This window comes from Mesorhizobium muleiense (genome assembly GCF_900099905.1).
Taxonomy (GTDB): Bacteria; Pseudomonadota; Alphaproteobacteria; order Rhizobiales; family Rhizobiaceae; genus Mesorhizobium; species Mesorhizobium muleiense.
Genome location: NZ_FNEE01000004.1, coordinates 1 through 22,226 on the forward strand (window position 1 = coordinate 1; position 22,226 = coordinate 22,226).

At 63.2% G+C, this 22,226-nt stretch carries 20 protein-coding genes and 1 pseudogene; 5 read left to right on the forward strand and 16 right to left on the reverse strand.

Annotation, left to right across the window (positions count from 1 at the left end):
- Positions 1-211, forward strand: a pseudogene (locus tag BLT09_RS34245) (hypothetical protein); the annotation flags it as partial.
- 82 nt (positions 212-293) lie between these two features.
- Here BLT09_RS34245 and phnN read toward each other — a convergent pair.
- From phnN to BLT09_RS09640, 9 genes are all read right to left on the reverse strand, one after another.
- Positions 294-923, reverse strand: a complete 630-nt coding sequence (gene phnN, locus BLT09_RS09600) for a phosphonate metabolism protein/1,5-bisphosphokinase (PRPP-forming) PhnN (protein WP_208602489.1) — start codon at positions 921-923, stop codon at positions 294-296.
- Positions 920-2,059, reverse strand: a complete 1,140-nt coding sequence (locus BLT09_RS09605) for an alpha-D-ribose 1-methylphosphonate 5-triphosphate diphosphatase (RefSeq protein WP_091592514.1) — start codon at positions 2,057-2,059, stop codon at positions 920-922. The genes phnN and BLT09_RS09605 overlap by 4 nt, the downstream gene beginning before the upstream one ends.
- 91 nt (positions 2,060-2,150) lie before the next feature.
- On the reverse strand, positions 2,151-2,858 hold the full coding sequence (locus BLT09_RS09610; RefSeq protein WP_091592516.1) for a DUF1045 domain-containing protein: 708 nt from the start codon (positions 2,856-2,858) through the stop codon (positions 2,151-2,153).
- A 151-nt stretch (positions 2,859-3,009) separates the two neighbouring features.
- A complete protein-coding gene (iolB, locus tag BLT09_RS09615; RefSeq protein ID WP_091592518.1) occupies positions 3,010-3,822 on the reverse strand; it encodes a 5-deoxy-glucuronate isomerase in 813 nt (270 codons plus the stop codon).
- Between the two features lie 6 nt (positions 3,823-3,828).
- Positions 3,829-4,047: a DUF3329 domain-containing protein gene (locus BLT09_RS09620; RefSeq protein WP_091592520.1), complete on the reverse strand. Its 219-nt coding sequence runs from the start codon at positions 4,045-4,047 to the stop codon at positions 3,829-3,831.
- Between the two features lie 48 nt (positions 4,048-4,095).
- Positions 4,096-5,013, reverse strand: coding sequence for a myo-inosose-2 dehydratase (gene iolE, locus BLT09_RS09625; protein WP_091592523.1), 918 nt, complete (start codon positions 5,011-5,013; stop codon positions 4,096-4,098).
- A gap of 170 nt (positions 5,014-5,183) precedes the next feature.
- Entirely contained in the window at positions 5,184-7,034 is a 1,851-nt protein-coding gene (iolD, locus tag BLT09_RS09630) for a 3D-(3,5/4)-trihydroxycyclohexane-1,2-dione acylhydrolase (decyclizing) (protein ID WP_091592957.1), read from the reverse strand.
- Between the two features lie 35 nt (positions 7,035-7,069).
- Positions 7,070-9,004 carry a bifunctional 5-dehydro-2-deoxygluconokinase/5-dehydro-2-deoxyphosphogluconate aldolase gene (locus BLT09_RS09635; protein ID WP_091592524.1) on the reverse strand — a complete coding sequence of 645 codons (1,935 nt, stop codon included), beginning with the start codon at positions 9,002-9,004 and terminating at the stop codon, positions 7,070-7,072.
- A 145-nt stretch (positions 9,005-9,149) separates the two neighbouring features.
- Entirely contained in the window at positions 9,150-9,995 is an 846-nt protein-coding gene (locus BLT09_RS09640) for a MurR/RpiR family transcriptional regulator (protein ID WP_167366390.1), read from the reverse strand.
- A gap of 154 nt (positions 9,996-10,149) precedes the next feature.
- Between BLT09_RS09640 and BLT09_RS09645 the strand changes: the two genes are divergently transcribed.
- On the forward strand, positions 10,150-11,259 hold the full coding sequence (locus BLT09_RS09645; RefSeq protein WP_091592528.1) for a Gfo/Idh/MocA family protein: 1,110 nt from the start codon (positions 10,150-10,152) through the stop codon (positions 11,257-11,259).
- Positions 11,260-11,576: 317 nt separating this feature from the next.
- On the opposite strand, the gene BLT09_RS09655 is transcribed toward BLT09_RS09645, so the two are convergent.
- The 7 genes from BLT09_RS09655 to BLT09_RS09685 all read right to left on the reverse strand — a co-directional run bounded on the left by BLT09_RS09655 (position 11,577) and on the right by BLT09_RS09685 (position 19,278).
- A complete protein-coding gene (locus BLT09_RS09655) occupies positions 11,577-12,668 on the reverse strand; it encodes a 3-deoxy-7-phosphoheptulonate synthase (protein ID WP_091592530.1) in 1,092 nt (363 codons plus the stop codon).
- Between the two features lie 213 nt (positions 12,669-12,881).
- Positions 12,882-13,676: an SDR family oxidoreductase gene (locus tag BLT09_RS09660; protein WP_091592531.1), complete on the reverse strand. Its 795-nt coding sequence runs from the start codon at positions 13,674-13,676 to the stop codon at positions 12,882-12,884.
- A gap of 23 nt (positions 13,677-13,699) precedes the next feature.
- Positions 13,700-14,701 (reverse strand): inositol 2-dehydrogenase, encoded by a 1,002-nt coding sequence (gene iolG / locus BLT09_RS09665; protein ID WP_091592533.1) that lies wholly within the window; start codon positions 14,699-14,701, stop codon positions 13,700-13,702.
- 129 nt (positions 14,702-14,830) lie between these two features.
- Positions 14,831-15,598 carry an ATP-binding cassette domain-containing protein gene (locus tag BLT09_RS09670; RefSeq protein ID WP_091592536.1) on the reverse strand — a complete coding sequence of 256 codons (768 nt, stop codon included), beginning with the start codon at positions 15,596-15,598 and terminating at the stop codon, positions 14,831-14,833.
- Between the two features lie 2 nt (positions 15,599-15,600).
- Positions 15,601-16,677, reverse strand: coding sequence for an ABC transporter permease (locus BLT09_RS09675; protein ID WP_091592538.1), 1,077 nt, complete (start codon positions 16,675-16,677; stop codon positions 15,601-15,603).
- 257 nt (positions 16,678-16,934) lie between these two features.
- The gene (locus BLT09_RS09680) at positions 16,935-17,876 is read right to left on the reverse strand and encodes a sugar ABC transporter substrate-binding protein (RefSeq protein WP_091592539.1); all 942 of its coding nucleotides are present in this window, start codon (positions 17,874-17,876) and stop codon (positions 16,935-16,937) included.
- 370 nt (positions 17,877-18,246) lie between these two features.
- A complete protein-coding gene (locus BLT09_RS09685) occupies positions 18,247-19,278 on the reverse strand; it encodes a LacI family DNA-binding transcriptional regulator (RefSeq protein ID WP_091592541.1) in 1,032 nt (343 codons plus the stop codon).
- A 165-nt stretch (positions 19,279-19,443) separates the two neighbouring features.
- On the opposite strand from BLT09_RS09685, the gene BLT09_RS09690 reads away from it, so the two are divergent.
- From BLT09_RS09690 to BLT09_RS09700, 3 genes are read left to right on the forward strand one after another with little or no spacing between them, the layout of a single operon-like run.
- The gene (locus BLT09_RS09690) at positions 19,444-20,553 is read left to right on the forward strand and encodes a fatty acid desaturase family protein (RefSeq protein WP_091592543.1); all 1,110 of its coding nucleotides are present in this window, start codon (positions 19,444-19,446) and stop codon (positions 20,551-20,553) included.
- Positions 20,554-20,608: 55 nt separating this feature from the next.
- A complete protein-coding gene (locus BLT09_RS09695; protein WP_091592545.1) occupies positions 20,609-20,923 on the forward strand; it encodes a MocE family 2Fe-2S type ferredoxin in 315 nt (104 codons plus the stop codon).
- Between the two features lie 5 nt (positions 20,924-20,928).
- Positions 20,929-22,158, forward strand: coding sequence for an NAD(P)/FAD-dependent oxidoreductase (locus BLT09_RS09700; RefSeq protein ID WP_091592547.1), 1,230 nt, complete (start codon positions 20,929-20,931; stop codon positions 22,156-22,158).
- Positions 22,159-22,226 lie beyond the last annotated feature (68 nt).

Consider the following 22,226-nt stretch of genomic DNA (forward strand, 5'->3'; position numbering starts at 1 on the left):
CGTCGAGCCGTTCGACTATGCCAAGGACGATCTCATCCGCCGCGTTCAGCAGCATGGCTTCGTCTCCATTCTCGGCCACAACGTGCGCCTGTGCAGGGCCTTCGCCGGAAAGTCCGTCGCCTTTCGCCCAACCGCTGCCGACGGCGTCTTCGACGCCTGGTTCAGACATCAGAAAATAGAAACCATCGACCTCAATGCCATTGATCGATAGGATGGCAAACTGTTCGCGATGTCTTCGCACACCTGTTCGCGATGTCTCCGGTCCAAACAAGAGGGAGAAGGTAAGAGGCGGCTTAAATCGTGCCCGACCGGTCGGAGAAGGCCATTGCCTTGCGCAGCACTTCGACAAAACGCTCGCCGGCCGCCTCGCGCTGGCCGCTATTGTCGATCGGGGTGACGCCTGGCCCGGACAACGCCACATTGGCGCTGCGCGCCAGCCGCGCCAGCACTTCGCCGCGCGACTCGCGGCCGCGCATCGCCAGTCGTTCGGCCAGGATCTGCGGCGATGCGGTGATCTCGACGACAGCCAGATTGGCATAGCGATCACGCAGCGCCGGGATGATGGCGCGGGAGACATTGGCGATGGCGACGCGGCCATTGGCCACCGACCGGTCGACTTCAGCCGGGATGCCGTAGCGCAAGCCATGCGCCTCCCACGAGATGGCGAAGGCGCCATCCGCTTCCGCCTCGACGAAGGCCGCATCGGCCAGCGTGTCGTGATCCTCGCTTGCCGCGTCGCTCGGCCGGGTGATGACCCGGCGCACGAACTCCAGCCGGGTCTCGTCGGCAAACAGCGACCGGGCATAGCCGATCACCGTGTCCTTGCCGGCGCCGCTCGGCCCGACGACAGCGACGAACACCCCGTCGCGGATCGGAAACGCCGCGGCGGACAATTCACGCTCGATCGACGCCGACACCATCACGCGACCCGACGTCCCTGCCGCCAGACCGTGCGGACAACTGGGACATGATCGTCAAGACGGACGCGAACCAGATCGGCGCGCCGGCCCTGCTCGATGACACCACGGTCGGCGAGGCCGACTGCCTCGGCCGGGTTCTTCGAAACCATCGCCACCGCCTGCGGCAGGGAGATGCCGTCGACAACGTCGCCGAGGAAAAACGCCGACTGGATCAGGCTGAAGGGGATGTAGTCGGACGACAATATGTCGAGCAGGCCTTCGCCGGCGAGTGTCCGGGCCGAAACATTGCCCGAATGCGAGGCGCCGCGCATGACGTTCGGGGCGCCCATCAGCACCCCGAGCCCGGCTTCCTTCGAAGCTTTTGCGGCCTCCTTGGTGGTCGGGAATTCGGCGACGCGGACGCCTTGTTCGATCGCCTCGTCGACATGGCCGGTCGTGGCGTCGTCATGGCTGGCCAGCACGATGCCGCGCTGATGGCAGGCGGCAGCGATGAAGGCGCGGTTCGCCCCAGAATTCGTCGCCGACTCCGCCATCCGCTTCTCACAAAATTGCTGGAATTCGCGATCCGTCAGCTTCAGCTTGCGCTGGTAGTAGTAGGCATAGGTTTCCAAATCGACGAACTGACGCTGTCCCGGTGCATGGTCCATCAGCGACGCCAGCTTGATCCTGTCATCGCCGTCAAAATGCGCGAAGGCTGCGAGGCAATCCGGCGCCGAAACCTCGCAGCGCAGATGGATGAAATGGTCGGCCCGCAGCCGGTCCTGCTGGACGCTGTCCTCGATCGCATCGGCCAGCTTGCGCATGTCGGCCGAATTCATGTCGGCGTCGTCGTCCATGCCGACGCGCAAGGCATCGAGCACGGTGGTGATGCCGGCGGTCGCCACCTGCGCGTCGTGGGCGAGAACGGCGGCGATCGGGTTCCAGCGCACCTTCGGCCGCGGCGCGTAATGGCCTTCGAGGTGGTCGGTGTGAAGCTCGACCAGCCCGGGAATGATGAAATCGCCGCCCATGTCCTCGCCGCTTCGGCCGGCGCCGGCATCGATCCCGGCGATCAAGCCGTCGCGCAGCACGATCGAGCCTTCGACGATCTCGTCAGCAAGCACGATGCGGGCATTGTTGAGAACGGTCTCGACGGTCATTTCAGGCAGTCCTTGGAGCATTTTTGCAGCCAATTGAATCACCGATTGGGATGAGTTGGCGTCGCACAAAAGCGGTTGAACAAATTGTATTTCAGGCGGTTTTTCTCGCCGGGCGGCGCCCGAGCGCGTGATGGGAGAGCACCATGAACGGGGCGCCAGGTTCGGTTTCGACAAACAGGGTCAGTGCGTCCACCGGCACCGGCCGTTGCAGGACTCCCGCAAACAGGCTGTCGATTGCTGCGCGAAGACGAGGGCTTTCCTGTGACGAGGCCCGGCCGGACAGCGTCATATGAAAACGGAAGGTCTCGAAGACATAGGGGTAACCCCACTGGCAGAGATTGCGGAATTCAGCCGGCTTCAGCGAGTCAGGGCTGCGCCGTTCGATCTCAGCCTCGCTCAGCGGCGCGCGAAAACGGTCGAAGTCGCGCACGACGTCGTCGGCGAAGCGGTTGAGCGCCGGCAGCGGGCCTTCCGGCACCAGCGCGAAGAAGCCGTCGATCTGGCTGACGACCAGCCGTGGGATCGTCACCACCGGCGTCGTTTCGGCGAAATCGTCCAGTGCCGCGCGAAGCGCGGCTTCCGTTTCGTTCGAAGCCAGCCGGAAGGGCGCCTTCAGCGTCGCATGAAAGCCGTAGCGGCGCGCCGAAGCGGTATGGAAGGCGACTTCCGCCGCCGACAGTTCGCCCACGGCCTCGACCGGCCTCGTGGCAGCGCCGAACGGGTCACGGCCGAGCCAATTGGCGGCGATCCGCGCCAGCGGTTCGTCCTGCCGGGGGGTGAAATAGATAGCGTAGCGCATCGAAAGTCCTCGTCAACTCCCGCTGCCATAGGCGATTTGCATGACGAAATGACGAAGCTGATGATCGCTCCTGATAACAAACTTGTTCAGGCGGGTCATTAGCCGACGATTTTTTCGCCTTGGGCCAGTTGCGACCCGGACGGGCAGCGCCTCAGGCCTTCATCAGCCATTCGTGCTCGGGCGCGTTGTGGAATTTCCACGTCCGCTTCGGCCCGGCCATGACGTTGAGGTAGTAGAGGTCGTAACCATGGCAGGCGGCGCAAGGGTGATAACCCTTGGGCACCAGCACGATATCGCCGTCCTCGATCGCCATCGCCTCGTCGAGCGAACGAGCGCCGTTGCGATCGGCATCGATGTAGACGCGCTGGAAGGCAAAGCCCTGCGGCGGATTGAGCCGGTGGTAATAGGTCTCCTCGAGATAGGACTCGGCCGGCAGATTGTCCTGGTCATGCTTGTGCGGCGGATAGCTCGACGTGTGGCCGCCCGGCGTGATGACCTCGACCACCAGCAATGAATCGGCCGGCTTGCCTTCCGGCAGGATGTTGGTGACATAGCGCGTGTTGGTGCCCTTGCCGCGAACCTCCTGGCCGAGATCCTTCGGCGCAATGACGCGAACCGGCAGGCCGCCGCCAAGCCCTGGCGCCGAGCAGACCGCGAGTTCGAGACCGGTGTCGGCAGTCACCGACCAGTCCGAGCCCTGCGGCACATAGACCGACCACGGCTTGCCTTCGAAGGGCGACATGCGTTCGCCGAGCAGGCCGAGATCGTTGCCGCCGGCCTTGGCTTTGCCCTTGCCGGTGACGAACACCAGGCAGACTTCACGGTCCGCGGTTTGTCCGGAGACGGTCTCGCCGGGCCGCAATCGATGCAGATCGAAACCGACATAGGTCCAGCCGGCGTTTTGCGGCGTCACATGGGCGACGCGGCCATGGCCCCTATCGGCTTTAACGAGCAGTTTCGACATCGGGGCTCATTCCTTTGGTTCGGTGTCGGCCGAATCCTTGCCGTCGTCGGCGGGCTTGTAGAGATAGAAGAACTGCCAGACGGCATAGCCGGCAAAGCCGAGCGCGATCATGCCCCAGAATGGCGCGCCGGTGGCAAACTCGACCACGGACCAGACCAGGCAGACGGCGACGATGGCAACGCGCCGCCACAGTGGCCGAAAGAACGGATGCTCGGAGTCCTTCATCGGATCAGCCCCCGCATCGGATCGCCCCGTCGCCGGGAATAGACTCGCTCAAGCATTGGGGAAGCCCTGCGTTTCAACCGTGTAGCCGGCAGCTGTCATCACCCGCATCAATTCCTTGTAGCCGACTTGCGCCATCGTGAGCGGCGGATTCTTCTTGGGATCCTGCTCGGCCTCGACCACGAACCAGCCTTCATAGCCGTAATTCGCCAGCCTTTCCACAATGGCACCGAAATCCAGCGAGCCATCGCCCGGCACCGTGAAGGCGCCAAGCGCCACGGCATCGAGGAAGGATTGCTTCTGGCGATCGAGTTTCTCGATCACCTCCATGCGCACGTCCTTGACATGGACATGGTTGATGCGCCGGTGATGATTGTCGATGGCGCGCAGCACATCGCCGCCGGCAAAGGCCAGATGGCCGGCGTCGAGCAGCAGTGGAATGCCTTCTCCCGAATGGCGCATGAAGGCGTCGAGCTCCGGCTCGGTCTCGACGACCGCCGCCATATGATGGTGGTAGGAGAGCGGCATGCCTTGATCGGCGCACCATTCGCCGAACTGCGTGAGGCGCCTCGCATAGGCCTTCATCTCGTCGTCCGAAAGCCTCGGCTTGGTGGCGAGCGGCTTTGAGCGGTCACCCTGGATGGAGCGGCCGACCTCACCATAGACGATGCAGGGCGCGTCCACCGCCTTGAACAGATCAATCATCGGCTGGATGCGATCCTTGTTCCTGGCCATGTCTTCGTCGACCAGAGTACCGGAGAACCAGCCGCCGCAGAGCGTCACGTCGGCCTCGTTCAGGATCGGCAGCATGATTTTCGGATCACTGGGAAAACGGCGGCCCATCTCCATGCCGGTGAAGCCCGCCGAGCGCGACTGCGCCAAGCAGTCCTCCAGCGACACGTCATCGCTGAGTTCCGCAAGATCGTCGTTCCACCATGCAATGGGGGACATGCCCAGTTTGGCTTTCAAGTCGTCACTCCAATGTCAGATCGTTCAATTTTCATTCGTCGGCGCTGCCCCTCATCCGCCTGCCGGCGCCTTCTCCCCGTAAGAACGGGGAGAAGGCGCAAGCTCCTACGCCGGCGACCCCCTCTCCCCGTCCTTACGGGGAGAGGGTAAGGGTGAGGGGCAGCCCCGGCTCAATCACCAACACTCTGCATCCGCCGCTTTTCTTCATAGGCTTTGCGTGCGGCGTTGACCTGCGGCCGCGAAGAAACTTCCGGCACGGCGACATCCCACCAATGGCCGCCGACATCGGTCGACACCAGTGGGTCGGTGTCGATGACCAGTACCGTCGTCTTGCTATTGTCTTTCGCTTTTGCCAGCGCCGTTTCCAACCCGGCGATCGACGAAACCTTCTCGGCGATGGCGCCGAGGCTTGCCGCATGCGCCGCGAAGTCGATGTCGGGCAAAATCTCGTGGCGGGCGTCCTTCAGCAGATTGTTGAAGTTGGCGCCGCCGGTTGCCATCTGCAGCCGGTTGATGCAGCCATAGCCCCTGTTGTCGAGCAGCACGATGGTCAGCTTGAGGCCGAGCATGACCGACGTTGCGATCTCGGAATTGAGCATCAGATAGGAGCCGTCGCCGATCATGACGACGACCTCATCGTCGGGCTTGGCCATCTTGACGCCGAGCCCGCCTGCGATCTCGTAGCCCATGGTCGAAAAGCCGTATTCGGCGTGGTAGGAGCCGGGCGCGCCCGCCTGCCAGAGCTTGTGCAATTCGCCGGGCAGGCCGCCGGCGGCATGAAGCAATATCACGTCGGAGCCCATGGCGCGTTGCACGGCGCCGATCACCTGCGCATCCGACGGGTAGGCGGCATTGGTCGAGGCCGTCACCTTGCCGGCTTCGGCCTGCCATTCTTTCTTGCCCCTGGCCGCATTGTCGGTCCAGGCAGCCGGCGCCTGCCAGCCGTTCAGCGCCGCGCCGAGCTCGGCCAGCCCTTCCGCCGCATCAGTGACCAGCGGCAACGCCTGGTGCTTGCCCGCATCGAAAGGCTGGACGTTCAGCCCGATGATGGTCTTGCCGGAATTCTTGAACAGCGCCCACGAGCCGGTGGTGAAATCCTGCAGCCTGGTGCCGACCGCGAGCACGACGTCGGCTTCTTCAGCCAGCCTATTGGCCGCCGAAGTGCCGGTGACGCCGACCGCCGCCATATTGAGCGGATGATCGTCCGGCAGCGAGGATTTGCCGCCCTGCGTCTCGCAGACCGGGATGCCGGCGCCTTGCACCAGCTGCGCCAGTTCGCCGGAAGCCTGCGAATAGAGAACGCCGCCGCCGGCAATCACCAAGGGCTTTGTTGCCGCCTTCAGCGCCGCCACGGCGGCCGCCAATTCCCCACGGTCCGGACGCGGCCGGCGCTGATGCCAGACCCGTTCGGCAAAGAAGCTCTCGGGGTAATCAAAGGCCTCGGCCTGCACGTCCTGGCAGAGCGCCAAGGTCACCGGTCCGCATTCGGCCGGATCGGTCAGCACCTGCATCGCACGGTTGAGCGCCGGGATGATCTGCTCGGGCCGGGTGATGCGGTCGAAATAGCGCGACACCGGCCGGAAGCAGTCATTGACCGTCGCCGTTCCGTCGGAGAAATCCTCTGCCTGCTGCAGCACGGGATCGGGGATACGATTGGCGAAGACGTCGCCGGGGAGAAACAGGACGGGCAACCGGTTTACATGCGCAAGTGCCGCCGCCGTCACCATGTTGAGCGCGCCGGGGCCGATCGAACTGGTTGCCGCCATGAACCGGCGACGGAAATTGGCCTTGGCATAGGCGATCGCCGCATGCGCCATGGCCTGTTCGTTGTGGGCGCGAAAAGTCGGCAATTCGTCGCGCACCTGATAAAGCGCCTCGCCGATGCCGGCGACATTGCCGTGGCCGAAAATCGCCCAGACGCCGCCGAAGATCGGCATTTTCCTGCCGTCGATCTCGGTCATCTGGCAGCCGAGAAAGCGGGTCAGCGCCTGCGCCATCGTCAGGCGGATTGTCTTGGTCATGTTGTTTTCCTCCGCAGTCCTTGTGCCGCGCCTTCTTATGCTGCTTTGCGGCCGCGCGCGGCAAGCCATGCCTCGGTCAGCCCCTCGAAGCGGGACGCCATGTCGGCAACCGCCTCCTCGTCCGACATCTTGCCGGCAAGCCATTGTTCGGCCGCGTTGATGAAGATGGTGCGACCGACGGCGAAGCCCTTGACGATGGGCGCCTTGGCGGTGGCGGCAAAGGCCGCTTCCAGCTCGTCCTGCGGCGCTTCGAGGCCGAGCAGCACAACCCCGCGGCACCACGGATCGTTTTTCAGGATCACCGCTTCGATCTTCGCCCAGGCCCCGGCTGAGGCCTGCGGTTCAAGCTTCCACCAGTCGGGCTTGATATCAAGCGCATAGAGTTCCTCCAGCGCCCGCGGGATCGTCGTGTCGTCGAGCTCGCCGTGCTTGCCGGCGATGATTTCGATGAGAAGTTCTCTGCCTACTTTCCGCGCGGCCCCGAACAGGCTTTTGAGCTTCTGCTGCTGCTCGGTCTTCAGCGCCTCCGGGTCGTCGGGGTGGTAGAAGCACAGGCACTTGATGCAATGGTCGACCGGCCACTCAATCAGTTGCGAGCCGATATCCTGCGAGAATTCGAAACGAAGCGGCCGCGATCCGGGCAATTCGACTGGCCGGCCAAGCCAGGCGAAAGGATGGCGGGCGAATTCGAACATCGCCTCGCGGCCGTATTTTTCGTCGAGCAGCATGCCATAGCCGGCGCGGCCGGCGGCAACCTTTGCCGCCGCCTTGACCGTCAGCACCTTGAAATCATGGATGCGCGACGGGTCGGCGCCTGCCTTCGCGGCGACATCGTCAAGCTGGATGCGGTGATCGCAGGCCAGCGCCATCAGCGAGGGAATGTCGCGTCGGCGCGTCGTCGCCCAATGGATATGGTTGATCGCCTCGTCCTTGCGCAGCGCCAGGTGCCTGCTGCCGTTCTTCAGGAAGAACTGCAATTCCTCGAAGGTCGGGTATTCCGGTGCACAGAGCAGCCGCGACACGGCGAAGGCGCCGCAGGCGTTGGCCCAGGTCGCTGCCGTCTCCAAGCTTTCGCCGCCGAGCCAGCCGCGCAAAAAACCCGACATGAAGGCATCGCCGGCGCCGAGCACATTGTAGACCTCGATCGGAAAACCCTTGCCAACGATACCGTCCTCGAGGTCGTCGCTGATCGGCCCGTCATAGACGATGCAGCCCATGGCGCCGCGCTTCAAGACGATCGTGGCCTTGGACAGCGAGCGGATCGTCTTCAACGCGCTCAGGCAATCATCGGCACCGGAGGCGATCATGATCTCTTCTTCGGTGCCGACGATCAGGTCGCAGTCGGGCAGCACTGTCTTCAGCTGGGCGGAGACCCGGTCGGATTTCACATAGCGCTCGAAGCCTTCGGCATGGCCGGCAAGGCCCCACAGATTAGGGCGGTAGTCGATGTCGAACACCGCTTTGCCGCCCGTGGCCTTGATGGCACGGATCGCCTTGCGCTGCGCGGCGTCGCTGTTGGGCCGCGAAAAATGCGTGCCGGTGACGACGATCGCGCGTGCCGAAGCGACGAACGTCTCATCGATGTCGTCTTCCGAAAGCGCCATGTCGGCGCAGTCGGTGCGATAGAAGATCATCGGCGACACGCCCTCGTCCTCGACCGACAGCAGCACCAGCGCGGTCAGCCGGTCCGGATCGGTCCTGAGGCCGTCAACCGAAACCCCTTCGCGCGTCAACTGCTCGCGGATGAAGCGGCCCATCTGCTCGTCGCCGACGCGGGTGAGCAGCGCCGAGCGCAGGCCGAGCCTCGCCGTGCCGACCGAAATGTTGGCCGGACAGCCGCCGACCGACTTGGCAAAGGAGGTGATGTCCTCCAGGCGCGAGCCAATCTGCTGGCCATAAAGATCGACCGAGGCGCGGCCGATGGTGATGACGTCGAGCGGCGCAAGTTTCGCGTCCACGGCTTCGCTCATTCGAACCTCCCATCAGCCTTGTTGTCTTGGTAACACATTGTTTGGGTAACACGCGCGAGCGGCAGCGTGGCGCCGGCAATATGAAATAATAATTCCAATCGATAGTCAATATGGAACGTGCGTTCCTTTGCCGAAAAGTAGCCTGTCAGGCCTTGCGCTTCCCGCCGGTGTCGCGCCGCTTTTCGCCGACCGCAACGGTCAGCGCCATGGCCAGCGCCATCGTCGCCGACAGCGAGCGGAAGCCGGCGAAATCGGCCTCGGCGACCTCGAACCAGACTCTGGCGAACTGGGCGAGCGGGGAAAAGGAACTGTCGGTGATCGCTACGATCGGAACGCCTTGCTCCGAGATGACGCGCGCCTCCTCAATGGTCGCCGGGGCATAAGGCGAGAAACTGATGGCGATGACGGCATCCCTGGGCGAGGCAAAGCTGATCATCTCGGCGTTGAGGCCGGCGGCTGATTCGATCAGCTGGTTGCGGATCTTGAGCTTGCCCAGCGCATAGGCGATGTAGGAGGCGACCGGATAGGAGCGGCGCTTGGCCAGCACATAAATCGTCTCCGCCTTCGCCAGCAAGGCGATGGCAGCTTCGAAATGGTCTTCGTTCAACCTGCCTGAAATATCGTTGAGCGAGTTGCTCGCCGCGGCGACGAAGCCGTCGAAAATCGCCCGGTGACCGGCGCCTTCCTCGGCCTTGGCGCGCAATGCCGCCAGCCTTTCATCATAGGACGAATTGCGCTCGCGCAGGCGCTCGCGAAACACCAGCTGCAGGCTGGTGAAGCCGTCGAAGCCGAGCTGCTGGGCGAAGCGAATCAGGGTCGAAGGCTGGACGCCGGCGGAGGCGGCGATGCTGGCGGCGGTGCCGAAGGCAATATCGTCGGGATTGTCGAGCGCATAGGCGGCGATCTGCGCGATGCGCTTGGGCAGGCTCTGGCGCCGTTCCAGGATCGTCGTACGCAGCGTCTCGAAATCGCGGGGCACCCGTTCGTCCATCGTCGCTCCGCCCAGGTCTATCAGTCGATGCCGTGTGATGCCCCATCATAGCGAGCCTGTGCAAGAAGGCCATAAAAAATGAGCCATGCGTTCCATTTCTGGAAAAAATGGACTAATTCATCCACGCAACCTTTCTGGCAGTGGAGACAAGGAAATGGTCGGAGTCGGTCTTATCGGCACGGGGTTCATGGGCAAGTGCCACGCCATCGCGTGGAACGCGGTCGGCACCGTCTTTCCCGACGTGGCCAAGCCAAGGCTGGTCCATCTCGGCGAGGTCGATGACGACCTTGCCAAGCGCCGGGCGACCGAGTTCGGCTTCGCCAAGGGCTCCGGCGACTGGCGCGCCGTCGTCGATGACCCGGACGTCGATATCGTCTCGCTGACCACGCCGAACCAGTTCCACCCGGAGATGGCCATCGCCATCCTCGAAGCCGGCAAGCATCTGTGGTGCGAAAAACCGATGGCGCCGAGTTTTTCCGAGGCGCAAGCCATGGCGGCCGCGGCCAAAAAGTCCGGCAAGGTGGCCGCGCTCGGCTACAACTACATCCAGAATCCGGTCATCCGCCATATCGGTGCGCTGCTCGACGAGAAGATCATCGGTGAAATCAATCATCTGCGCATCGAGATGGACGAGGATTTCATGGCCGACCCGGAGGCGCTGTTCTTCTGGAAGCACGAGGCGGCGTCCGGTTACGGCGCGCTCGACGATTTCGCCGTGCATCCGTTGTCGCTGGTCTCGGTGCTGTTCGGCCGCGTCGCCCGCGTCATGTGCGACATGGCAAAACCCTATGCCGATCGCCGCGTCGCGTCAGGCGGGCGTCGCGCGGTCGAGACCTACGACATCGCCAGCGTGCTGATGCATCTCGAAAACGGCATTGCCGGCACACTGCTGGTCAACCGTTCGGCCTGGGGCCGCAAGGGCCGGATCGCCATTCAGATCTTCGGCTCGAAGGGCTCGATCCTGTACGACCAGGAGCAGATGAACGAGTTCCAGCTTTACCTGACAGCCGACCGCCCGACCGAGCAAGGCTATCGCACCATCCTGGTGGCGCCGCACCACAAGCCCTACGACGCCTTCCTGCCGGCGCCCGGCCACGGTCTCGGTTTCAACGACCTCAAGATCATCGAATGCCGCGAGCTTTTGACGCGGCTGGCCGGCAAGCCGGCGCGGATCATCGATTTTGACGAAGGCCTCGAGATCGAGCGGACGGTGCATGCCATGGCGCGCTCGTTCGAGGAACAGCGCTGGATCGCGGTGCGCTAGCGACCCGCAATCCGAGCCTCGACGCCACCCATGCCAGAGCAAGGGAGAGCTTGTGTTGGAGAGTGCCAATTGTCGATATTGACGCAGCTCCTCATTGCCCTGCCGGGCATTTCTCCCCGTAAACGGGGAGAAAGAAGCTGACCGCCCTCTCGGCGCTCTTCCTGCAACGCTTGTAGTCGGCGAAACCGCCGATGACGGCGTCTTTCTCCCCGTCACTATACGGGGAGAAATGCCCGGCAGGGCAATAGGGGCGGCGCCGGCCTTTCAAAGCCACGCAGCACGGTAGCAACCGCCCGCAAAATTCCGTGCCAACCGCTTCAGGCGGCGCCCGGACGGCTGGCGATCAGGGCGCGTCGCGCTGACCGGCGCCGCTCGACGGCGTCGGCAAGGCCGTGCAGCACCGTCTCGGTGGTTGTCCAGTCGATGCAGCCGTCGGTGATGCTCTGGCCATAGACGAGCGGCTTGCCGGGCGTGACTTCCTGCCGGCCGGCGACGAGGTTGCTCTCGATCATGACGCCGATGATGCGTTCGTCGCCTGCCGCGACCTGGCCCGCGACGTCGGCCGCCACCATCGGCTGGTTCTCCGGCTTCTTGTTGCTGTTGGCGTGGCTGACGTCGATCATCAGCCGTGGTGCTACGCCGATCCGGCCGAGTTCCGCGCAGGCGGCAGCTATGCTCGTTGCGTCATAATTCGGCATAATGCCGCCGCGCAGGATGACGTGGCAGTCCTCGTTGCCGGTGGTCGTCGCGATGGCACTGCGCCCGCCCTTCGTCACCGCCATGAAATGGTGCGGCTGGGCGGCGGACTTCACCGCCTCGGCGGCGATCCGCAAATTGCCGTCGGTGCCGTTCTTGAAGCCGACCGGGCAGGACAGGCCGGATGCGAGTTCGCGATGGATCTGGCTCTCTGTCGTGCGCGCGCCGATCGCGCCCCAGGCGACGAGGTCGGCAATGTATTGCGGGGTGGCCATGTCGAGGAATTCGGTCGCCGCCGGAAGGCCAAGATTGTTGACCGCGGAGAGCACGTTGCGGGCCATCCGCAGGCCCTTGTCGATGTTGAAGCTGCCGTCCAGGTCGGGATCGTTGATCAGGCCCTTCCAGCCAACCGTCGTGCGCGGTTTCTCGAAATACACGCGCATCACGATTTCCAGCCGGTCCGACAGGCTCTCGCGCAGCGCCACCAGCCGGCTGGCATAGTCGACGGCAGCGATCGGGTCGTGGATCGAACAGGGACCGACGACGACGACCAGCCGATCGTCGGCGCCGTTCAGCACGGCGTGGATAGCGTTGCGTGACGCGGAAACGGTGCGCGTCGCCGTCAGCGTGCGCGGTATCTCCCGCATCACGTCGTCCGGCGTACTCAGCTCTCGGATTTCCTTGACCCGAAGATCATCTGTGGTGGTCAACACGGCTTTCTGCTCCTGGTTGGGAGACCTGCCGGCTGAAACAAAAAAGCCGCCAGGTCTGGCGGCTGTTCGGATGTTGTTGCTGCAATCTTCAGATCGTGCGCAATCCTCCCGCCGCCAGCGAGCTGCCGTAGCTAAAGTACCAGAACGAGGCGGTCAGGTGGATCATGCCAGCCCTATAGCCGAAGCCAGGGTGTTTGTCACGTTCAGATGACGCTACTCCGGCGAAGACCCTGCAATGGTTTGGTCGTAGTCGACCAGCGAGCCGGTCATGACGCCGGACTGCGGGCTGATCATATAGCTGATCAGCCGGGCAAGCTGCGCCGGCTTCACCAACTGGCCCATCGGCTGCGCGGCCTCGGCCTTTTCCAGCCAGTCGTCCGGCGCGTCGTGCCATTTCTTCTGCACGATCGCCTCGCCCTCCGTATCCATCCAGCCGGGCAGCACGGCGTTGCAGCGGATACGATTGCTGCGGTAGGCATTGGCGACATTCTTGGTCAGCGTCGCCAGTGCGCCCTTGCTCGACGAATAGGGCGCCAGGAACGACTGGCCGCAATGCGCCGACATCGACAGCACGTTGACGATCGAGCCAGGCGCCTTGCGGTCGAGCAGATGCGCCACCACACCCTGCATCAGGAAGAAGGGGCCGCGGACATTGGTCTGGAAGATCTGGTCAAAAAGATCCTCGGAGGTCTCGACCAGTGAACCGCGGGCCGAGGTGGCGGCGGCGTTAACCAAAGCGTTGATCGTACCGAAATGAGCGATCGCGGTTTCGACGACCCGTTTGCAGTCGGCCACCACTGAGACGTCGGCGCTGATGAAGATGGCGTCGACGCCGTCTTTCGCAAGTGCGGCGACCGCCTTGTCGCCCTTCTCCCTGGAACGGCCGACCAACGCCAGGGCGCGGCAGCCCTCGTCGGCCAGCACCTCGGCGACGGCGAAGCCGATGCCTTGCGCGCCGCCGGTGACGATGGCGCGTGTTTCTGAATTGCGACCGGCGGAACCGTTCATCGCCTTGCTCCTGTGGTTGATAGTCAGACTGTCTTGTCGAGGCGGACGGTCTTGCCTTCCGTCGCCGATTTCAGCGCCGCGTCCGCCAGCCGCAGCGCGACGAGCCCGTCCGCACCGCTTGGCGCCGCCTTGTTGCCTGACGTCGCCGCCGCGATGAAGGCGGCGATCTCGTTGGCATAGGCGTCGAGGTAGCGGGTCATGAAGAAGTCGTGCAGCGGCGGGCGCGTATAGCCCTTTTCATTGGCCAGCTCGATCGACACCGGCCGCTGGTTCTCGGCCGCAACCATGCCTTTCGAGCCATGCACCTCGATGCGCTGGTCGTAGCCATAAGTGGCGCGTCGCGAATTGGAGATGATGCACTGCTTGCCGGAGGCGGTTTCGAGGATGACGCTGACGCTGTCGAAGTCGCCGGCCTCGCCGATCTTTTTGTCGACCAGCACCGAGGCATGGGCGCTGACCGCCACCGGTTCCTCGCCGAGCAGGAAGCGCGCCATATCGAAATCATGGATGGTCATGTCGCGGAAGATGCCGCCCGAGCGGCCGATATAGTCGAGCGGCGGCGGGCCGGGATCGCGCGACGTGATGGTCACCATCTCGACCGTGCCGATGGCGCCGTCGTCGATCGCCTTGCGCACGGCGGCGAAATGCGGATCGAAGCGGCGGTTGAAGCCGACCATCAAAGTGGCGCCGGCCTTGTCGACCACGGCCAGGCATTCTTCCACTCGGCCGGCGTCAAGGTCGATCGGCTTCTCGCAGAAGATCGCCTTGCCGGCCTTGGCGAACCGCTCGATCAGATCGGCATGGGTGTCGGTCGGCGTGCAGATAATGACCGCATCGATATCCCCGGCTTTTTCGATGGCCTCGATGCTGCGCACTTCCGCGCCATAGGCCGACGCCAGATCGGTCGCCGCCTTCTCGAATGCATCGGCAACTGCGACCAGCCTGGCCTGCGGATTGGAACCCACGGCGCGGGCGTGGACCTTGCCGATGCGGCCGGCGCCGAGAAGAGCGAAGCGGAGAGACATGGAAATTTCCTTTGGGATGGTTCGAAATGGAAGTGCGTCTTTACTGCACCGTTCAGGGCAAGGCGCAGTAGATTTTCTTATTTCGGCTGATCGGCGACGGGCCGATGACCCGCCGCGCCGGCATCCGCCCTAAGCGGCAAGTTCCGCCTCCCCGGTCTTGGCGCCGGTGATGTATGAGACGATGTCGTTGCCGTCGGTGTCATGCTTGCGCAGGTTGGCGACGATGCGGCCGCGCCGGAACACGACGATGCGGTCGACGAGGTCGAACACCTGGCGCATGTTGTGACTGATCAGGATCAGCGGCTCGCCATTGGCCTTCAGTGTGCGGATGATGTTTTCTACCTGCATCGTCTCCTGCACACCAAGCGCTGCCGTTGGCTCATCCATGATGATGAGCTTGGATGCGAAAGTCGCGGTTCTGGCGATTGCCACGCACTGGCGCTGGCCGCCTGACATGTGGCGGATGGTGTTGGAAAGATTGGGAATCTTCACCGCCGTGCGGATCAACGCTGCTTCGGTCGCCTTGCGCATGAACTTGCGATCGAGGATCGAGAAAGGCCCGAGATTGAACAGCACCTTTTCGCGGCCGAGAAACAGGTTCGACGGCACGTCGAGATCGTCGGCAAGCGCCAGGTTCTGGAACACCGTCTCGATGCCCGCCTCGCGCGCCGCGATCGGGCCGGCGAAGTTGACTTCCTTGCCGTCGAACCAGATCTTGCCGCTGGTGCGCTGCTCGACGGCGGTGATCTGGCGCACGAAGGTCGATTTTCCGGCGCCATTGTCACCCATGATGGCGACATGCTCGCCCTTGCGCAGTTCGAAATTCGCGCTTTCGAGCGCATGCACGCCGCCATAGTATTTGGTCAGGTTTTCGGTCTTCAGGACGATGTCTGACATGGTCAAGCCCTCATTGCCCGCAGGCGCTGGCGCCACTGGTCGAGAACGACTGCGCCGATGATGATCACGCCCTTGACCATCTCCTGGTAGTAGGCGTCGAGGCGCAGGAAGGTGAAGCCGGAGATGATGACGCCGAAGATCAGCGCACCGATCACCGTGCCGATGATCGAGCCGCGGCCGCCCGACAGCGAGACGCCGCCGATGACCGCCATGGCGATCGCGTCCAGTTCGTACATCACGCCCATGCCGGCCTGAGCAGTGAGGTTCTTGGAGCTCAGCACCACGGCGGCCAGCGAGGCGAGGATACCGGCAATGACGAAGACGAGGATCTTGTGGTTCTTGACATTTATGCCGGACATGCGGGCGGCGTCCTCGTTGGAGCCGATGGCATAACAGTGCTTCCCGTACCTGGTGTATGACAGGATCAGCTGGAACAGAATCGCCAGCGATATGAAGATGATGACCGGCATCAGCCCCTTGCCGATGGCGGCGAAACTTTCGGTGGGAAACGAGATCGGCTGCCCCTTGGACCACCATTTGGCGATGCCGCGCGCGGTGACCATCATGCCGAGCGTGGCGATGAACGGCGGAATGCGCGTGTAGGCGATCAACGAGCCGTTGACCAGGCCAGCCAGCAGGCCGCAGCCGATCGCGACCAGCACCGGCACGATCACCGGCAGGTCGGTCCAGCCTTGCGCGAGGAACATCGCCTTGGGATTAGGGTTGCCGTTGACCGTCGCCACCTGGGCGAAACTCATGGCGATCATCGCCGTGGCGCCGACGATCGAACCAGAGGAAAGGTCGATGCCGCCGGAAATGATCACCTGCGTCACGCCGATGGCGATGATGCCGACGATCGACACCTGCAGGATGATGATCTGCAGGCGCGCCTCGTTGAAGATCGTATCGACATTGGCGCGGGTGTTGAACAGGAAGCTGTCGCCAAGAAAGACCCGGCCTATCAGCTCGAAGGCGCCAACGAGGATGATGAGCGCCAGGAAAACGTTGAATTCGGCAGGCCATGTGCGCTTTTTCGCATCATAGCTCAGTCCGCCGACGCCATGGGTTGTCTGTGTCAACTCTTGCTTCCTCCAACCGCATCGGCCCGAAAATCGGATCGATTTTCGGAAAGCACGATGCGTCCCAAAGTTTTAGAGCGTACTTTTGTGCGTCCAAACGGACGCACGTCGCTCTAATCGCAGTCGCCCTCCCGCCGCTTGTTTCGGCGATGAGGGAAAGAGGGAGCGGCGCGGTTTTCTTGTTCTTTAAAACGTCGGATTCCCAAAACCGGTCCGATGCTCTGCCGCGCCGCTCCTATCGAGAACGCTCCTCTGCCTCAGTTCTTCTGCAGGAACTTGTCGATGTTTGCCGGCGTGACCAGCTGGAAGGGGATGTAGACCTTCTGCTCGACCGCCTCGCCCTTGGAAAGCTTGAGCGCCGCGTCCAGCGCCCCGGCGCCTTGGCCGGCCGCGTCCTGGAACACGGTGACGTCGAGATCGCCCGCCTGCATCGCGGCAAGCGCGTCCTGGGTGGCGTCCACGCCGCCGACAACAACCGACTTCATGTCGATGTTGGCAGCTTTCATGGCCTGGATGGCGCCGATGGCGCTCTCGTCATTGTTGGCGATCACGCCATCGAACGGCGCGCCGGTCGACAGCCAGTTGGTCATCAGGTTCTGTGCTTCCTCGCGTTTCCAGTTCGACGTCTGCTTGTCGATGATCTTGATGAAGCTGCATTCGGGAGTGGCGATCACATCGTCAATGTCCTTGGTGCGCTGCACCGCGGCCTGGTTCGACAACTCGCCCATGATCACATAGACATTGGCCTCGGTCTTGCCGGCTTCCTTGAACAGCCGGCAGACTTCCTGGGTCTCGAGAGTGCCTGATTCAACCTCGTTCGAGGCAACGAAAGCCTGGTTGTCAGGCAGCGTGTCGACATTGACCGGCTCGCGGTTGACATAGACCAGCGGAACGTTGGCCGCAGCGGCGGCATCCGACATTGCCTGGGTGGCCGAGGTGTCGACTGGATTGACGACAATCGCGTCGACGCCCGAGGCGACGAAGTTCTTGATCTGGTCGAGTTGCTTGGCGACGTCGTTCTGCGCGTCCTCGACCTGCAGTTCGACGCCTTCCATGCCTTTGGCCTGCTCAATCATGCCGTTGCGCAGCACGGTGAGAAAATTGTCGTCGAACAGCGCCATCGACACGGCGATTTTGGCAGCGAGGGCGGACGAGCTCATCAGCGCCAAGAATGCGGCGCCCAACAGCAGCTTTTTCATTCTATTTCTCCTCCACAGAATTGGTGTCCGGCTGCACCGATCTACCCGGAATCCCCGATCTCCCAGGGAATCTCTCCCGATTGCTTCTCCGTTTCCGATGGCGATTTCCGCGTTGGCTGGAACGCCAAGCCCTCCGTTGAAACAGATGTTCCGGAACGAAAGAACCAAAATACCTAGTTGGTGAAATATTTATTCCATTCTACTGGCGGGCGTCAAGGAGATTCCGAAAGCGGCTGCCGGTTTTTTCGGACAACGCGGCTGAGGGCCGGCAAACCTTCTGCAAGAATCCATCAGGCTGATGGTTCACATCACTGCCGACGCCCCGATCTAAACAGGATGTCTTGGCTGAGCCCAGATGTTCTGCCCGAGCCTAGATGTTTTCCGGCAGATAGATGTCGAAGGGCAGGAAGGTCTGGCCCGGCGCATTGGCGGCGCCTGCCTCGATGGCATGCACCATCAGCCCGACAAGTTCGCGGCATAGTGCTGCCAGCGGCGTCGAAATCACCATGGTCAGGATGTTGTCGGCGAGCGCCGCGCGCGATTCGGCGTTGATCTCGTTGCAGACGACCACTGGCATGTTTGCCGGGCTGGCCGCCCGTAGCGCGGAAACCGCGCCTTCCATGCCGCCGCCAGCGACATAGCAGCCGGCCAGATCCGGGTACCGCGCCAGAAGATCGATCATTGCATCATGGGTCACCTGGTTGGCTTCCAGGTTGACCAGCGTCTCCATCACCGTGAATTCCGGCGCATGCTCGCGGAAAAATGATCTGAAGCCGATCTCGCGCAGCTCATGGCCATGGAAGCGATGGCTGCCGACGAAAAGGGCGACCTTGCCGGGCTTCCTCGCCGCTCTGGCGATCATCCAGGCCGCGGTACGACCGACCTTGCGGTTGTCGAGGCCGACATAGCCCTCGCGGATGCCGGCTGCAAAGTCGGATAGCAGGGAGAAGACAGGTTGCCCCCTCGCCTTCAGGGTCTCGACGGCTGCCGTCAGCGTCGGATGGTCCGGACCGACAAGGGCGACTGCCCTGGATTTCGCCGCCAGCTTGCGCATCTGCGCGGCGATCTCGTCGGGGGCCAGCGAACTGGCGAAATCGATGGTGGCGACGCCGCGGAAGCGCTGCGATTGCGAAACAGCCAGTTCGATCTCCCGGGCGAAATCGCTGTAGAAAACATCATTGCCCCTCAGCAGCAGAAAGCCGAGCCGGTATTCCGGCAGTTCCTGGCGCATCCGCTGCTTGATCAGCCCGGCGGCGTGGTAGCCGATGCTGGTGGCGGCCTCATAGACGCGGCGCGCGGTTTCCTCGCGCACCGGCAGGCGATTGTTCAGCACCCGATCGACGGTGGCGACGCTGACCCCCGAAATACGCGCCAGATCGGTGATGGTCGGCCGTTTTGCCATACGCTTCCTGCCTGATTGCCTGGCATAGGCTATACATCATTCTGATGGGAAATGATAGAAACTATCTTCATGATGTTGAGCCTATCACGGCTTGGCGTTATTTTAGGGCATAAGCACCTGTGGCAGAGGCACCCGTTCCGACGGATGCCGACGGAGGCAGCCTCAATGGAAGCGACACTATCCGCAATGCCGTCCCGGCGAGACTACAGCCTGCTCGGCCGCGACGCGAAGCGCGCCGTCGAGACCGGGCTGGCGGCGGCCGAATGGTATCATACCGACGTGCCCCGCAAGCAGATGAAGGAGCTGATGCAGCGCTCCGATGGGCCGGCGATCCGCGACACCATCATCTGGCTCTCCGCCCTGGTCCTGAGCGGCGCCGGCGGCGCCTGGTTCTGGGGCACATGGTGGTGCGTGCCGTTCTTCTTCGTCTATGGCGTGCTCTACGGCTCTTCCACCGATTCACGCTGGCACGAATGCGGCCACGGCACCGCCTTCAGGACGCAGTGGATGAATGATGCGGTCTATCAGATCGCCTGCTTCATGATCATGCGCAACCCGGTGACCTGGCGCTGGAGCCATACGCGGCATCACACTGACACGGTCATCGTCGGCCGCGATCCGGAGATCGCGGTGATGCGCCCGCCGGACCTGTTGCGCGTCGCGCTCAATTTCTTCGGCATTGTCGATGCCTGGCATGCCATGAGCGACATGGTGCGCAATGCGGCCGGCATCATCAGCCCGGCGGAAAAGACCTTCATTCCCGAGCAGGAGCAGCCGAAGGCGATCCGCATTGCCCGCATCTGGACCGCGATCTATGCCGCGACAATCGCGCTGGCGCTTTATGGCGGCTCGTTCCTGCCCTTGATGCTGGTCGGTCTGCCCAGGCTTTACGGCGCCTGGCATCACGTCATGACCGGCCTGCTGCAGCATGGCGGCCTCGCCGAAAATGTCATCGACCACCGCCTCAACAGCCGCACGGTCCACATGAACCCGATCAGCCGCTTCATCTACTGGAACATGAACTACCATGTCGAGCACCACATGTTCCCGATGGTGCCCTATCACGCGCTGCCGAGGCTGCATGAGCTGATCAAGCACGACCTGCCGGCGCCGACGCCATCGATCCTGGCCGGCTATCGCGAGATGGTGCCTGCCTTCCTGCGCCAGCTGCGCAATGAAGACTATTTTCTCAAGCGCGAACTGCCGCCGACCGCCAAGCCTTATCGCGAGGAATTCCACAACGATAACGATGCTGTCGCGGCAGCAGCCGAATGATATGCGCGCCTGTGCCGGGGCACGTTGATCAAGCAAAATTCTGCCGGGAGGACCAATGAGCGACTGGATCGAGGCCTGTGGTGCCGATGACATCGACGAAGAGGACGTGATGCGGTTCGACCATGACGGCCGCACCTTCGCCATCTATCGCAGTCCCGACGACGAATATTTCGCGACGGACGGCCTTTGCACGCATGAGAAGGTGCATCTGGCCGACGGGCTGGTGTTGGACGACATCATAGAATGCCCGAAGCACAATGGCCGCTTCAACTACAAGACTGGTGCAGCCAGGGGCGCGCCGGTCTGCGTCAATCTCAGGACCTATCCGGTCAAACTCGACGCCGGCAAAATCCTCATTCAGATCGGGTGACGGTGATGGCGAAAGGAACGCTCATCATCGGCGCCGGCGAATGCGGCGGGCGGGCTGCCCTGGCGCTGCGCGATCTCGGCTATGATGGCCCGGTGACGCTGGTCGGCGACGAGCCGCATCTGCCCTATGAGCGGCCGCCGCTGTCGAAGGACGCGATGGCCGGCGATGCGCCGGTGATCAAGGCGATCGCCAGCGATGAGATCCTGGCCGAGAGATCGATAAGGCATATCCATTCGGTTCAGGCGGTGGCGATCGACCGCGCTGCTCATGTCGTGCGCCTGTCGGACGGCTCGGCGCTGCCATACGACAAATTGCTGCTGGCGACCGGTTCCCTGCCGCGCAGACTGCCAATGCCGGGCCTCGGGCCGCGTTGTGCCTATCTCCGGACCTTCAACGACGCGCTGGCAATTCGAGCCCATCTCCGCGCCGGAAACCGCATCGCCATCATTGGCGGCGGCTTCATCGGTCTTGAGCTCGCCGCCGCCGCACGCAGACTGGGCGCAGTTGTCACCGTCATCGAGGCGCAGCCGCGCATCCTGATGCGCGGCGTGCCGGCCGAGATCGCCAAGATCGTCCACGAGGCGCATGAAGCCGAAGGCGTCAAAATCCTGTGCGGCGACGCAATCGCCGCGATTGCCGACGACGGCGCCGAGGTGAGCATCGCGCTTGCCGGCGGGCAGGACATCGTCGCCGACCTGGCGGTGATCGGCATCGGCGCTGTGCCGGTGACCGGACTAGCCGCAGAAGCGGGCCTGACGATCGACAACGGCATAGCCGTCGATGCCGAGCTTCGCACCAGCGATCCGGATATCTTTGCCGCCGGCGATTGCTGCTCGTTTCCGCTTGCCGTCTATGGCGGCCGGCGCGTGCGGCTGGAGGCCTGGCGCAACGCGCAGGAGCAGGGCGCGCTGGCGGCCAGTAACATGCTTGGCGCCGGTGAGGCCCACGCGGCTGTGCCATGGTTCTGGTCGGATCAGTACGGCCTGACCTTGCAGATATCTGGGCTGTCGGACGAGGGCAGCAAGGTCGTGCGCCGCGATCTCGACGATGGCGCCTTCATCCTGTTCCACCTGGCGCAAGACGGCAGGCTGGTCGCAGCGAGCGGCATCGGTCCGGGCAATTCTGTCGCCCGCGACATCAGGCTGGCCGAGATGCTGATCGCAAGAAGGGCAAAGCCGGCTCCCGAGGCGCTCGGTTCGCAAACGATCAAGCTGAAGTCGCTGCTGGCGGCGTGAGCCCGGTGCGGGCCGATTGTCGAAAGCCGGCAGCGCAAACGCCGAATGGGCGACTTCGGTTTCAGCTC

Bases quoted from the DNA above. Each gene is read 5' to 3' on its own strand.
- BLT09_RS09610 (WP_091592516.1), bottom strand. From the start codon at position 2,858: ATGCGCTACGCTATCTATTTCACCCCCCGGCAGGACGAACCGCTGGCG.
- BLT09_RS09700 (WP_091592547.1), top strand. From the start codon at position 20,929: ATGGCGAAAGGAACGCTCATCATCGGCGCCGGCGAATGCGGCGGGCGG.
- iolG (WP_091592533.1), bottom strand. From the start codon at position 14,701: ATGTCTCTCCGCTTCGCTCTTCTCGGCGCCGGCCGCATCGGCAAGGTC.
- BLT09_RS09605 (WP_091592514.1), bottom strand. From the start codon at position 2,059: ATGACCGTCGAGACCGTTCTCAACAATGCCCGCATCGTGCTTGCTGAC.
- BLT09_RS09620 (WP_091592520.1), bottom strand. From the start codon at position 4,047: ATGAAGGACTCCGAGCATCCGTTCTTTCGGCCACTGTGGCGGCGCGTT.
- BLT09_RS09690 (WP_091592543.1), top strand. From the start codon at position 19,444: ATGGAAGCGACACTATCCGCAATGCCGTCCCGGCGAGACTACAGCCTG.
- iolB (WP_091592518.1), bottom strand. From the start codon at position 3,822: ATGTCGAAACTGCTCGTTAAAGCCGATAGGGGCCATGGCCGCGTCGCC.
- BLT09_RS09660 (WP_091592531.1), bottom strand. From the start codon at position 13,676: ATGAACGGTTCCGCCGGTCGCAATTCAGAAACACGCGCCATCGTCACC.
- BLT09_RS09695 (WP_091592545.1), top strand. From the start codon at position 20,609: ATGAGCGACTGGATCGAGGCCTGTGGTGCCGATGACATCGACGAAGAG.
- BLT09_RS09680 (WP_091592539.1), bottom strand. From the start codon at position 17,876: ATGAAAAAGCTGCTGTTGGGCGCCGCATTCTTGGCGCTGATGAGCTCG.
- iolD (WP_091592957.1), bottom strand. From the start codon at position 7,034: ATGACCAAGACAATCCGCCTGACGATGGCGCAGGCGCTGACCCGCTTT.
- BLT09_RS09640 (WP_167366390.1), bottom strand. From the start codon at position 9,995: ATGGACGAACGGGTGCCCCGCGATTTCGAGACGCTGCGTACGACGATC.
- BLT09_RS09685 (WP_091592541.1), bottom strand. From the start codon at position 19,278: ATGGCAAAACGGCCGACCATCACCGATCTGGCGCGTATTTCGGGGGTC.
- BLT09_RS09635 (WP_091592524.1), bottom strand. From the start codon at position 9,004: ATGAGCGAAGCCGTGGACGCGAAACTTGCGCCGCTCGACGTCATCACC.
- BLT09_RS09645 (WP_091592528.1), top strand. From the start codon at position 10,150: ATGGTCGGAGTCGGTCTTATCGGCACGGGGTTCATGGGCAAGTGCCAC.
- BLT09_RS09670 (WP_091592536.1), bottom strand. From the start codon at position 15,598: ATGTCAGACATCGTCCTGAAGACCGAAAACCTGACCAAATACTATGGC.